The 13,508-nt window shown below is 47.2% G+C and carries 11 protein-coding genes; 3 read left to right on the forward strand and 8 right to left on the reverse strand.

The genetic code is table 11. The features are described from left to right. The 6 genes from ACTHMC_RS05495 to ACTHMC_RS05520 form a co-directional block, all read right to left on the reverse strand. On the reverse strand, nucleotides 1-1,831 hold a 1,831-nt coding region (locus ACTHMC_RS05495), incomplete at its 3' end, for a SusC/RagA family TonB-linked outer membrane protein (protein ID WP_440411560.1). Nucleotides 1,832-1,925: 94 nt separating this feature from the next. Beyond that, a complete protein-coding gene (locus ACTHMC_RS05500) occupies nucleotides 1,926-5,321 on the reverse strand; it encodes a SusC/RagA family TonB-linked outer membrane protein (protein ID WP_440411562.1) in 3,396 nt (1,131 codons plus the stop codon). A gap of 131 nt (nucleotides 5,322-5,452) precedes the next feature. Next, entirely contained in the window at nucleotides 5,453-6,745 is a 1,293-nt protein-coding gene (locus ACTHMC_RS05505; protein WP_440411564.1) for a FecR family protein, read from the reverse strand. A gap of 43 nt (nucleotides 6,746-6,788) precedes the next feature. Next, complete coding sequence (locus tag ACTHMC_RS05510; RefSeq protein WP_440411565.1) at nucleotides 6,789-7,382, reverse strand: sigma-70 family RNA polymerase sigma factor; 594 nt, start codon at nucleotides 7,380-7,382, stop codon at nucleotides 6,789-6,791. A 133-nt stretch (nucleotides 7,383-7,515) separates the two neighbouring features. After that, nucleotides 7,516-8,022, reverse strand: a complete 507-nt coding sequence (msrA, locus tag ACTHMC_RS05515; protein ID WP_440411566.1) for a peptide-methionine (S)-S-oxide reductase MsrA — start codon at nucleotides 8,020-8,022, stop codon at nucleotides 7,516-7,518. Between the two features lie 145 nt (nucleotides 8,023-8,167). Next, the gene (locus ACTHMC_RS05520) at nucleotides 8,168-9,049 is read right to left on the reverse strand and encodes a hypothetical protein (protein ID WP_440411568.1); all 882 of its coding nucleotides are present in this window, start codon (nucleotides 9,047-9,049) and stop codon (nucleotides 8,168-8,170) included. A 154-nt stretch (nucleotides 9,050-9,203) separates the two neighbouring features. On the opposite strand from ACTHMC_RS05520, the gene ACTHMC_RS05525 reads away from it, so the two are divergent. Beyond that, nucleotides 9,204-9,410 (forward strand): hypothetical protein, encoded by a 207-nt coding sequence (locus ACTHMC_RS05525; protein ID WP_440411569.1) that lies wholly within the window; start codon nucleotides 9,204-9,206, stop codon nucleotides 9,408-9,410. Nucleotides 9,411-9,448: 38 nt separating this feature from the next. Then, entirely contained in the window at nucleotides 9,449-10,930 is a 1,482-nt protein-coding gene (locus ACTHMC_RS05530) for an alpha/beta hydrolase-fold protein (RefSeq protein ID WP_440411570.1), read from the forward strand. A 70-nt stretch (nucleotides 10,931-11,000) separates the two neighbouring features. On the opposite strand, the gene ACTHMC_RS05535 is transcribed toward ACTHMC_RS05530, so the two are convergent. Continuing rightward, nucleotides 11,001-11,351, reverse strand: a complete 351-nt coding sequence (locus tag ACTHMC_RS05535) for a DUF2200 domain-containing protein (protein ID WP_440411572.1) — start codon at nucleotides 11,349-11,351, stop codon at nucleotides 11,001-11,003. Between the two features lie 102 nt (nucleotides 11,352-11,453). Continuing rightward, nucleotides 11,454-12,452 carry an alpha/beta fold hydrolase gene (locus ACTHMC_RS05540; protein WP_440411574.1) on the reverse strand — a complete coding sequence of 333 codons (999 nt, stop codon included), beginning with the start codon at nucleotides 12,450-12,452 and terminating at the stop codon, nucleotides 11,454-11,456. Between the two features lie 154 nt (nucleotides 12,453-12,606). Here ACTHMC_RS05540 and ACTHMC_RS05545 point away from each other — a divergent pair, with 154 nt between their 5' ends. Continuing rightward, entirely contained in the window at nucleotides 12,607-13,497 is an 891-nt protein-coding gene (locus ACTHMC_RS05545) for a VOC family protein (protein WP_440411576.1), read from the forward strand. Nucleotides 13,498-13,508 lie beyond the last annotated feature (11 nt).

The following is a 13,508-nucleotide window of genomic DNA, read 5'->3' on the forward strand; positions in this document are numbered from 1 at the left end:
ACAGTTTATTCTGGTAGTTGAGCTGCACGGCTCCGAAAAGGGAATGTATATTCCTGCGGATCGGTGTATTGCTGTTCACATCATAGTTGCGCACGTCGATGGTGGCCTTGTCCAGTGCGGACTCCAGGAATACATTCGGTACTGTTGGAGAACCATTCACGGTGAGCATTTTGCCATACTGTTTCTGAATGGCTGCGCCTGCAGTGAAGTTCACGGAGAAGTCGCTGTTGATGGTCCTGTCACCACTCAGCAACAGATCACCATATAAGGTAGTGTTGTTGGTTTTGGTGGTGTTGAGGTTCCCATTGAAACGAGCGAGTGTACCCTGAGTGGTTGCATAGATATTACGCTGGTAATCGTTAATGAAATTATTGATATTACCTCTCGCCTGGATATTGAGCCAGGGAGCAATCAGGTACTTGACGGAAGCAGACGCATACACACTCTGATTGCGGTTGTCCGCAGTGTTGCGGTTCATGTTCCAGTAAGGATTCTGCTGGTAATCCTGTCCACTCCATCCGCCGCCATTGGCCTGGTCTTTATCATAGTTGATATTCCACCAGTTCTGCGCGTTGAGATAACGGCTCTGAGAGAAATATTCAAACTGTTTGTACTGGTTGAAATCCAGTCCGCGCGGGAAGAGATACAAGCCGGTGAGCGGATTGTAATAAATACCCGGTGTCATACGGTTATGTGCGTTCTGAATGCTGCCTGTGAATGTTCCATCGAGTATCAGCTTATCCTGCAGCAGTTTTGTGGTTTGCCTGAAGGTGAGCGTATGCTGTTTGAAAGTACTGGTAGGCAGAATACCTTTATTGTCTGTGTTGGAATAAGAAATATAATTGGTGCTGCGTTCGTTGCCGGTAGTTACACCAATGCTGTTGATGAAGGTCACGCCTGTCTGGAAGAAATCTTTCACATAGTCACCAGCAGGATTGGCTGCACCTTTGGCGCCCCAGCTGTCTTCACTTCCCGGGGCTGTAGCTGTTGGTGTGGTTGACTGACCATACTCATATTGCAACTTGGGGAGCACATAGGCTTTATCCATGGTAACACTGCTGGAGAAATCAACGCGGGCAGCGCCCTGTTTGCCTTTCTTGGTAGTGATGAGGATAACGCCGTTACTGCCCTGGCTGCCGTAGAGTGCGGAGGCGGAAGCGCCTTTCAGTACGGTCATGGATTCAATATCTTCCGGGTTCATGGTACTGAGGATATCGCCTGCATCCGGTGCGCCATTGTAGAGGCCGGGATCCGGACCACCCACCTGGTTGGCGATGGGTAAACCATCGATCACATAAAGTGGCTGGCTGTTGCGGGTTGATTTATCACCGCGCAATACGATCCGCACGGAACCGCCGATACCACCGGATGTGCGGTTAACCTGCACACCGGCGATCTTTCCGTTGAGACTGTTCAGCACGTTGCCGCTTTTAACGGCAGTGAGCTCCTCATTACCGATGCCTTGTGTGGAATAAGTGAGGGAGCGCGATTTGCGCGTGATGCCCAACGCAGTTACCACAACTGTTTCAAGGTTGCGTGCATCCTGCGCCAGGATGATATTGAGCGTATTGTCGCCCGCCGAAACTGCAACTACTTTTTTGATGTAGCCTGTTGAGGTTATTTCGAGAGAATCTCTTTCGCTACTGATGGCAATGGAAAAACGGCCGTTATCGTTGGTGACCGTTCCTGCACCATTGCTTTTTGCTTTAATGCTTACCGCTGCTACGCCTTTACCCAGCGAATCTGTCACCACACCCGATACGGTGCGTCCCTGGGTAAATGCCTGAAGGGAAAATAATAGCAGCAAGAAGCCAATGAGCGTTCTTTTCATAAGCAATCATTTTAGAGGTTTGATGTTTTAGTCCTCCAAAAGACTCACTGCCGGAAAATCAGTACCTATTGTTACTGAAAAAATTATTTAATTTTTACAAAGTATACTGCAGGCTCAATCCGAAACTCCTGTAGGCTGGTAAGCTGAAAACATCCACTCCCACTCCGCCCGGGTTTACGCCCGCTACCTGTTCCGGATCAAAGGGGGCATACCGTTTCAGGAAGAAAAGATTCTGCCCGATGATGCCCACCCGGATATCGCCGATCTTTTTATTACGAAGTGGCAGCCTGTAAGCTATGGACAGTTCGCGCAGCCTGATGGCTGTTGCACTGTACATATAGACTTCCGCCAACGGTGTTTTACCTCCGGTATATTTATAGTATCGCTCTGCATCAACAGCGCCCTTCCAGGGTTGTCCTGTTTCGTCCACCGCATTTTCAATAAATACCATTCCTCCCCTGTCCCTCGCTTCTCCTGTTCTGCGGCTGACGCCAAACTGGTCCATATAACTTTCAGCTATGCTGAGCACCCTCCCACCGAATTTTCCATCTATCACAAAACTGAAGCTGCAATTGTTGATGGAAAATGTATTCTGCCATCCAACGATCAGTTTGGGGTTGGGGTTTCCAAGGTATACGTCGTCCACTGTGAAAGGCAGTCCGGATGCAGAGGATACGATGATCTTTCCTTCTTCATTTCTCCTGAATCCACTGCCATAGATATCTCCATAAGAGCCACCCTGTTTTAAGATGCCGTCATAACCTCCGGTGCCGCCCTGCAAACGGTAGAGCTGGTCCTGCGTACTGGCAATGATACTGGGATCGAAAAGCTCGATTACTTTATTGCTGTTATGTGAAATATTGAATCCAGTGCTCCATTCGAATTTCTTAGTTTCTATCAACTGGTAACGAAGGCTTACTTCCACGCCCATGTTACGGATATTACCGCTGTTGATATCGGCATAGCCACCGGAACCAACACCCGGGGGAAGCGCCACCCCTTTGAAGTACTGGTTCACGATATTGGATTTGTACCAGGAGGCATCCAGTTGCAGTTTATTGCGGAATGCCTTCCATTGTATACCCAGTTCAAGCGATCTGTTCTTTTCCGGCTTGAGTCCCAGACCGGGCACAACAGTCACGGGCGCGCTGCCGGGTGGAGTGCCATTACCCTGGTAAAAAGTGTAAAGCGGGTAACTGCTGAAAGCGGCGATATCGTTTCCTACAATTGCATAGGAAGCGCGAACACGCAGGTTGTTTATGAACGCCGGTAATGGCAGCATTTCAGTGATCACTGCTGCTGCTCCTGCGGAGAAATAATTGTAACCGCTTTTTTCAGAAGGTGTATATGCCAGGGTTGACGACCAGTCGTTACGGTTCGACAGATCCAGGAATAATTTGTTTTTATAATTCACCTGAACTGTTCCGAAAACGGATTGCACTTCTTTCCTGGCCGGGCTGTTGAGCTTTTCATCGAAGTTGAAGATGTTGATGGTGCTCTTGTCCAGCGCGGATTCCAGGAATACATTCGGTACCGTTGGGGAACCGTTTATTGCGATCATTTTACCGGTATGGGTCTGGATGGAAGTGCCTGCTGTGAAATTCAGTTCCCAGTCCTGGCTGAGTTTCTTATTGCCATTGAGCAACAGGTCGCCATAGGCAGTTCTGTTGCTGGTTCTGCTGATATGGAGGTTGCCATTGAACCTGGCTTTGGTGGCTTGCGTGGTAGCATAAACATCCCGTTCATAATCGTTCATATACAGGTTGTAGTAGCCACGCGCCTGCAATGTGATGCCATTCGAGATATAATATTTCAGTGAAGCGGAGAGGTAGGCATGTTTGTTTTCATTTTTAACAGGATTACGTTTGATCACCCAGTATGGGTTCTGCTGGTAGTCCTGTCCTCCCCATCCTCCGCCATTGGCCTGGTCTTTATCATAATTGATATTCCACCAGTTCTGTGCATAGAGATAGCGGGTAGGTGAAAAGTATTCGAACTGTTTGAACTGGTTGAAATCGATGCCGCGTGGCAAAAGGTAAAGGCCTGTGAGCGGATTGAAATATATGCCGGGCGTGAGCCTGTTCTGTGCCTGCTGAATGCTGCCGATGAAACAGCCGTCCACCACCAGTTTGTCGTTCAGGTACCGGCCTGTCTGCCTGAAGCTGAGCGTATGCTGGTTAAACCTGTTGTCTGGCAGAATGCCTTTATTGCTTGTGTTGGAGTACGATAAATATTGTGATGATTTTGAAGTGCCCCCGGTGATATTGACGCTGTTGATAAAGGTGGCGCCTGTTTGAAAAAAGTCCTTTACATAATTGTTTTCAGGGGTAGTGGCATCCTTTGCGCCCCAGCTGTCTTCACTGCCCGGGCTGCTTGCATCACCCCTGGTGGACTGGCTGTAAGCGAACTGTGTTTGCGGAAAGATCATGGGCTGTTCCATGGTGACGCTGCTGGCGAGGTTGATCCTGGTGGATCCGGGTTGTCCGCTCCTGGTGGTGATCAGCACTACCCCATTACTTCCCTGGCTGCCGTAGAGGGCAGAGGCAGCAGCGCCTTTCAATATGCTCACGCTCTCGATATCATCCGGGTTGATGGAGCTTACGATATCTCCTGCATCGGGTGCATCGTTGTAAAGACCGGCCACCGGACCGCCGGTTGGGTTCACAATGGGCAGGCCGTCCAGCACGTAGAGTGGCTGGCTGTTGCGCGTTGACTTATCGCCCCTCAAAACAACGCGTACCGAACCTCCGGCGCCGCCGGATGTGCGGTTCACCTGCACGCCACTGACCTTGCCTGAAAGATTATTGAGGATATTGGTGCTTTTGATGGTAGTGAAGTCTTCCCTCGACAGTTTCTGGGTGGAGTACGTGAGGGAGCGGGTCCTGCGTGCGATGCCGAGCGCCGTAACGGTGATCTCATCAAGCCGTTCGTCGAGCTTTACAAGGTTTATTTTTATATCGAAGGACTGGCCGGTGAGGTTGATCTGTCTGTGATACGGCTCATAACCAACAAATGAGATCATAAGGGTATATTGTCCCGGAGGAATATGGTCTACCTGGAAACTGCCGTCGGCAGTGGTAAGGGCGGCGCGTTTAATTTCTTTCAGCATTACGGAAGCGCCGGAGAGTGGTGTACTGTCTTTGCCGAGTATAACGCCGCGGATCATGCGTAGTTCATCGTCTTCGGGCAGAATTGTTTCTCTTTTTTTGATCACGATGATATTATCGGTGATCACGTAAGTGAATGGCTGGTCTTTTAAGCAAAAGTCCATTACTTTTTCCACGGGAGCGTCCTGCATATCGATATCTATCCGGCGATCGTTCCTGATGAGGCGGCTGTCATAGAAAAGCGAGAGGCCGCTTTGTTTCTGAATGAGATTGAAGACTTTGCCGAGCGGGATATTTTTTTCAACAATAGTTATCTTCTGGGCGAAGGCGCCCAGTGGCAATACAAGCAGCGTGAAAATAAGCAGCGCAACGTTGATCCGCATTCCGGCAGTTTACAGAACGTGATTCTAATTGAATAGCTGATAGCAATTTATGCCTTTTGAAGCTGTTACCATAAAATTTCATCACAATTAATCACCTTAAACGGAAGCCGGAAACTGAGTGTAAATTTCCATTAAGGGTAAACCAATAGATGCTTTTGCTGAATGGAGCAGTTTATGCCGCCCTGTTTTAAAGCATTTACAATGCCTGACAAACGGATGGTCCGGTTGATCCTGCCATTGAACAGTGCATTGCTGCTGGCAGTGTCCTTGTAAACTATATCAACATCATACCAGCGGGATACCTGTTGCATGATATTTTCCACACTGGCGCCATTGAAATGGAAAAAGCCTTCTTTCCAGGCAATGGTTTCGTCTATATCTGCTTTTTTTACTGTTATAGTTGGCAACCGGCTGGAGCTGGGTGTGATTGGCCGGTTCAGTCCGCTGATAACCGCCTGCTGGCCTGGTTTTAAAACCATGGGTGGCTCAAAGCGGAAAGTGGAAGTTTGTTGGCTTTGCGTATCAATTCTGCGGCTTGCTTCCGGTGACATCACGCTGACCTTTCCTTCGAGCAGGGTTGTTTTCCAGTCTTCTTCAGGATAGGCGCTCACATTGAAGTGGGTGCCCAGTACGGCAATATCAGCTGTTCCGGTTTGAACGAAAAATGGTTTGGATGCATCCTGCGCCACTTCAAAATAGCCTTCACCCTGCAATTCAACAGTTCGGTCTTTGCCCGTGAATGCTACCGGATAACGCAGCTGTGATGCGGCATTCAGCCATACGCGGGTGCCGTCTGCCAGCGTGAGCTGGTACTGGCCTCCTCTCGGTACAACGATGGTGTTGTAGAGCAGGTCGGCCGTTTTACTGATGCCGGAAGCTGCTTCATAAGCTAATTGACCATCGGCGTGTTTGGCGATGCGGGTTTCTCCCTGAACCTGCACAGTACCATTGGCGAGTGAATCCAGCACTACCTGGGAGCCGTCGGCCAGAATAAGCCGGGCCTTGTTATTGCCCGGGCTTATGTCCTGTTGTTGGTTGTTTGGATTTCTATCAGAAAGAGTTGGTGTTTGTTTTTGATTGGAGGGCCATACATAATAGGCAGTGATGGCCACAGCCAGAACAGCGGCGGCAACGGCAATCTTTCTCCAGAATGGCACCGTTGGGGTTGCAGCGGGAATGGCGGGTTCCTGCGCTGCATCCAGCTTGTCTGCATTGAGGATGGCATCTACCATGTTGTTAGCCTTTTCCTTACCGGGAACGGCAACGCCGGGATTACGGTTGGCCAGGAGGGCCGCGAGCTCTTCGGTCATATCGAAGCTCTGATCATTTTTCAATTGTTCCAACAGCCTGTTCAGCTCTTCTTCGCTGGCTTGTCCGGCCAGTGCTTTTTCCAGTATTTGTTGAAACCGGGCTTCGTTTGACATTGAGTTGCCTGTTTAAAATTAATAAAGACGCTTAGCCCCTGCTTTAGTACCTATTGAACAGTAAAAAAAGCAGTAGTAGTGCATGTCCTGCCTTTTCCAGGTATTCCCGGATAAATTTAAGGGCCCTGACCAGCGTATTCTTGACTGATTGTTCTGATAATCCCATTTCCCGGGCAATCTGGTCCGTTTTAAGACCCTGTTCCCGGCTGAGCCTGTAGGCTGTTTTCTGCTGCTTTGGCAGCTCATCCACCGCTTTACTGATCAGGGCAGCCGTATCCCTGAACAACATTATCTGTTCGGTATCATCGGTATTGGTTTCTGCAGCAGTAAGGCGCGCAACGGCTTTGTAATGGATATTCTGATCACGGAGATAAGTAAAGGCCTGAAGATAAGCGATGCGCAGCAGCCATGCCCGTGGATTGCGGATCTCAGGAAGCTTGTCGCGGTGTATCCAGAGCCTCAGGAAGGTTTCCTGGATAATGTCTTCAGCAATGGGGCCGGATTTTGTTACCTGCACGATCATCTGGAAAAAGCCTGGCATGTAATAATGGAAGGCTTTTCTGAAAGCATCTTCATCTCCCGAGGCAATCCGGGTAAATAGCAGTTTTTCTTCTGGTAAGTGAGGGCGGTCGTCCACTTAATGCAGTTCCTTTTTACAAATAAAAGAAAATTAATGGAATGCAGGAAGAAATGAGGATGGGTGGAAAAAACCGTAAAATTAAAATGCCCCCGGCCGGCCGGAGGCATTTGTATAGAGCTATGAGTTTTATTTATTGTTTGGCAGCTGTATCCAGCTTCCATTCCGGACGAACATAGTGACAGGTATAGCCATGCGGATGCTTTTGCAGGTAATCCTGGTGCTCTTCTTCGGCATCCCAGAAATCAGAAGCAGCCACTACTTCCGTAACGATTGGCCTTTGATAGATCTTAGCCTCCGTCAGTTTCGCTATCAGGTCCGTTGCGGTCTGCTTCTGTTCTTCGGAAAGATAGAAGATCGCTGAACGGTAGGAAGTGCCGATATCGTTACCCTGACGGTTACGTGTGGTAGGGTCATGTAACTGGAAGAAGAATTCAAGTATGGCGCGGTAAGAGATCTGGTTGGGATCGAATTCGATCCTGATCCCTTCCGCATGCGTTCCGTGATTCCGGTAGGTTGCATTGGGAACATCACCACCTGTATATCCTACCCTTGTTTTAACAACTCCGGGAAGAGCGCGGATGAGCTCTTCAACTCCCCAGAAACAACCGCCAGCCAGTATTGCTATTTGATTTGACATATATGATGATTTACGTATCATAGAAGCATCATTCGTGCCATTGATTTTTTATTGACAGTTTAGCATATGTTCTGCCAGGATGGAAGCAATAAAAAAGCGATCTGATGGTCAGATCGCTTTCATGTATTGTGTTGTTAAGGCTATGTTAGCGTTTTACTCTGAAGCTGCAGATGAAAGGAACCACTTTGGTCCTTGCGGAGTCTCTCAGTGTTCCGGAATAGTTGCCGGCAATAAAACCTCCTTCATTTCCTGCTTCAGTAATATTGATCTTAAGGTTGGAGCCATTCTCCAGATAATGTTCAGCAGGGTCTCCCACCAAGAGGTCTGTTACAAAAAGGGTTTGCGGCCCCGGTCCTTTAGGTCCTTTGAAGATCAGTACAATTTCATCATAATCCCTGTCCTTGCGTTTGCCTGCAATGGCCATGAACGTATTGTTCTGATTATCCTGGTATACAGCTATAGAATCCGATGGTGGTTGCAACTGATAGTTCATCCCATTCACACTGTATCTGACATACATCTCAGCTGAAACACCGCAGGCGGAAATGGCACCTGCATTTGCAGTAGTACCCGTAACAGGAACGCTGACCTCTGTGCCGGATGATTGATTGTTGAGATCATAGCCTGTGATCTTTGCGGTAGTTTCACTGCTATTGCAGCGGGTGATGGTGGTAGTGAAATTTCCATTCGTGAACGGAACCTTGTAATAAATGTTTTCCAGCATAATGGTCACAAAACCATTGGTCACAGGTTCGTCCTTACAGTTCTTTACAGTGCCGGAAAGCGTTACCTGTGTGATGGTATGATTAACTTTGATGGTGCCCAGATCGGTCGTGGCTGTGAGTGGTCCGATGCTTTGAGAATACAGGAGATCTTTACATTTATTATAGATCTTCAGCTGCATTGTTTTGTTGGCGGGCAGTTTGCCGTGAATGAGACCATCAGCATCAGTGAATCCGTTACCGGAAATGCTTCCTGAAGTGTTGGTGCCGGCGGGCATATCCAGTACTACTTCAACGCCATTCAATTTATTGCCCTGCTGGTCTGTGATGGTGCCTTTGAAATGTTTGGGGCACCCTCCTTCTGTCTATGATTGCCGTTATCTATCGACTCATTTTCTTCTCTTTATTCCTTTATTCTTCTTTTGTTGTTCATTCAATAACGGGTATAAAAAATCTCAAATGATCAATACAAAAATCCGGGTTTTGTTCATGGCAATAGCTATCCTGGCCCTTGTTTCCTGTGGAAAAAGCGAAGCAGACCGTCAGTCGCACAATATCCCGCCACCTACAGGCCAGGATATCCTGAACGGCAATGGCGCCAGGCAGAGCATCGGACCTGCGGGCGTAACTATCCAGTCGACCGAAGCTCATATTATCGGGGGATGATTTTATTATTAAAGAACATTTATACGAACATGAGTATAATGACTAAAAGCCTTTTATCCTTTCTGCTGTTTTCCGTTTTTTTTATTAACGCTGATGCGCAGCAAAGGATCAAAGTAAGCCTTGCCAGTGAGCTGAAAGGCCCTTATACCGGCAGATTGCTGGTGTACACATTGAGAGACACGAGCAAACAGTTCGGAATGTCCGCTTCTGAAGACGAAGCTGCCTTCTCCATGGAAGTAAGCAACTGGAAATATGGCGAAACAAAAGAAATCACACAGACTGCGAATGCCCTCAATGTGAAACTGACTGATCTCAAGCCAGGTTATTATAAACTGATAGCTATCCTGGATACCAATACATATGAGCGCGGAAAAATGGCCCCGGGCAACCTTTTTACCAGGAAGGAGTCTGTACTGAAAGTGTCGGAAGGCGTAGAAAATAATGTGGAGCTCCTGCTCAGTCATGCATTTCCTGTAAGGCCTTTTCCAGGTAACGACTCCATTCGTGAAATTACCCTGCCTTCTCCCCTGCTGACTGCATTCAGAAAATATTCTGTTGACGTAAAAGCTGCTGTGGTACTTCCGCCTGGATTTGAAAAAGATAAAACGAAAACTTATCCTGTTGTATTTATTATTCCGGGCTGGGGAGGAACACATCATCAGGCCTTATCGGCTGGCGCCAGAAAAGCATATGGAGTTGGCGCAGGAAGCGAAAAGATCTATGTATTTCTGAATCCTGAAGTACAGTCGCCATACGGGTTACATGGATATGTCGACTCAAGGGTGAACGGTCCCTGGGGACAGGCCCTCATTCAGGAACTGATGCCTTTCATGCAGAAAACATACCGGGCCTCTGCCGATCCCCGACTGAATTTCCTGATGGGACAGAGTACGGGAGGGTATGCCGCCGTATGGCTTGCATTGCACTATCCTGCATATTTCGGTGGTACCTGGTCTACAGCCCCCGATCCGCTCGATTTCAGCAGTTTTACCGGAATTAACCTGTACCGGGATGGAAATTTTTATACAAATGAAAATGGCCGGGAACGTGGCTTCAACAAAGTGAAAGGTGCATTCACCAGTACTTTGCGGAAGATGTATGCGCTTGAGGTCTTTGAGGGAGACGGAGGACAGCAGCAGTCGTTTGAAGCAGAATTCGGGCTCCCTGATAAAAACGGGCGCCCACGCAGATTATTTGATGCTACCACTGGAAAAATAGATAAAGCCATTGTCAATTCATGGAAACAATATGATATGACTTTGTATGTGAAATCTCATGCTGATAAATTGAGAACGCAGCTGAAGGGGCCTGTTCATGTTTTTGTTGGAGATAATGATAATTTCCTGCTTAATGAATCAGCCTTGCTGTTTGGTGAAAGAGTAAAGGATTTTAAACTGCCTGTGCAGGTGGACCTCGTTCCGGGTGCAGATCATTTCCAGGTCAGGAGTGCAGCTGTAATAGAAGAGATCCAACGTGAAATGGATCTGCAGATCCGGTCAGCTACCGGTTCAAAGAAATAAAATTAGTATCCCCCCTGATTCCTATGCCTTTATAATGATCATAAGGCCCGTGACCAGATCGGGCCTTATATCATTTTCTCAATATTTTTTCCATCGCTTTTCCCTTTGCCAGCTCATCGATGAGTTTATCCATGTACCGGATCTTTTGCATGAGCCTGTCTTCGATTTCTTCTACGCGATATCCGCAAATAAGTCCTGTTATCTTTGAAACATTCGGATTCAGTTCCGGGGCTTCTGCAAAGAAGGTCCTGAGATCATTCCCCTGCTCTATCTGATCTTGTAATTCCTTATTATTGTAACCAGTGAGCCAGAGCAACACTTCATCCACTTCCGCTTTTGTGCGTCCCTTTTTTTCAGCTTTCTGAATATACAGATTGTAGATGCTTGCAAAAGAATATTTGAACACTCTTTCATTATCCATGGTCCATGAATTATTGATATGAATAATAACGGAAGGAAAAGATAAACTAAAAAGGTAAATTATGCTTCCCGCAAAGCTGGTTTTGTTATTATGCGTGCCAGATCATTTCTTCAGGAACTGCTTCAGCGGTTTGATGAACAGGTCGAACGCCTCAATATGCGGTAAATGCCCCACATCCTCTAATTCCACCAATTGAGCACCTGGAATCTTCTTTTGTGTTGCTTTTCCAAGGAGCTGGTATTGTCCCATTTTTTCTCGGGCCACCGGATCCTTTACATTGTTCTTTCCAATGGCAGTCCGGTCGCGCGTTCCAATGATCAGTAATGTTGGCGCCATGATATTCTTAAGCTCATATACCACAGGCTGGGTAAAGATCATATCGGAGGTCTGCGCGTTGTTCAGCGCTACAACCGGGTAGCCGGGGTGCTTTGACCAGCCCGTGAGCAGGTATACCCATTCATCATATTCAGGCTTCCATTTTTTATCATAATAAAATTCCAGCTGGTACTTTTTTGCAGACTCATAATTTGCTTTCAATTCTGTCTGGTAGTTCTGATCGATCGTTACATAAGGTGCTACCAGTTTCCAGTCTTCCAGGCCAATGGGATTTTCCAGCACCAGTTTTTCCACTATTTCAGGAAACATAAGTGTCAACCTGACTGCCAGCATTCCTCCCATTGAATGCCCCAGCAACAATATCCTATCTATCTTCAATGTATCCAGTATGGCTTTGGTATTCACTGCCAGCTGCTGAAATGTAAATTGATAAGTGGACGGTTTCGAAGATTTGCCGAACCCGATCTGGTCAGGCACTATTACGCGGTATCCTTCAGCAGACAGCTCCTGAATGGTTTGTTTCCAGTAAGCTCCATTGAAGTTCTTCCCATGTAACAATACCACCGTTTTGCCATTGCCTTTTTCAGGTTTGATATCCATATATGCCATCGACAGTTCCTGCTTCTGACTTTTCATTTTCAGATGGTGTACAGGGAACGGATATTCGTAATTGGTCAGCATAATATCTAAAACCGGACGGTCAGTTTGCCCAAATGCTGAATGCAGCAATACAACCGATAACATTATCAGGCAGTACTTTTTCATCTTGTAATTTTTAGCCTGGTATTTTAGACAGAAAAACTATGCCAGGTCCCTTCTTAGCTGCGGGCTGGCATAATTTTTTAAAATCCTGACATATAGGCTGATTTTGTGTTCTCCCCGTTCCCAACACTCCCATTTAACAGCAAAAACAATGTATATGCAAAACGTTATTCCACATTTATGGTTCGATAAAGAGGCACCGGAGGCAGCAATTTTCTACACCTCCCTATTTCCGGACTCTAAGATCATCGATTCCTACAAGCTGCAAAATACCCCTTCCGGGGATTGTGATGTAGTAAGTTTTCAGTTGTGGAAGCAGGAATTCATGGCCATCAGTGCCGGCCCACTTTTCAAATTCAATCCTTCCGTTTCATTTATAGTGAATTTTGATCCGCTTTTTTTCAAAGGAACGGATAACCCGGAGCAGGCCGCACGGGAGGCGCTCGATAAGATCTGGGAGAAATTGTCCGAGGGTGGCAAATCCCTGATGGAGATTGGAGAATATCCATTCAGCAAACGTTATGGCTGGATCCAGGATAAATACGGACTGAGCTGGCAACTGATGCTGACCGATCCGAAAGGCGCCGCCCGCCCGGCTATCGTTCCTTCCATGATGTTTGTAAAAGATAATTATGGCAAAGCAGAAGAAGCGATCAGTTTTTATCTTTCTGTTTTTAAGCCGTCGAGACCAGGAAATATCCACCGGTATCCGGCCGGGATGGAACCAGATAAAGAAGGCGCTGTCATGTATGCCGACTTCATGCTGCAAGACAAGTGGTTTGCCCTGATGGAAAGCGCTCACGAGCATAATTTTGAATTCAATGAAGCAATTTCTTTTATCGTGAATTGTAAAGACCAGGATGAAATAGATTATTACTGGGAGAAACTTTCAGCAGTTCCGGAATCGGAGCAATGCGGTTGGGTAAAAGATAAATACGGACTGAGCTGGCAGATCTCTCCCTTTGAACTGGAAGAAATGATGAGGTCAGGTTCGCAGGAACAGATAGACCGCGTTACGCAAGCCTTTCTGCCAATGAAGAAAACTTGATCTGGCTGTAA

It is taken from the genome of Pseudobacter sp. (assembly GCF_051955275.1).
Taxonomy (GTDB): Bacteria; Bacteroidota; Bacteroidia; order Chitinophagales; family Chitinophagaceae; genus Pseudobacter.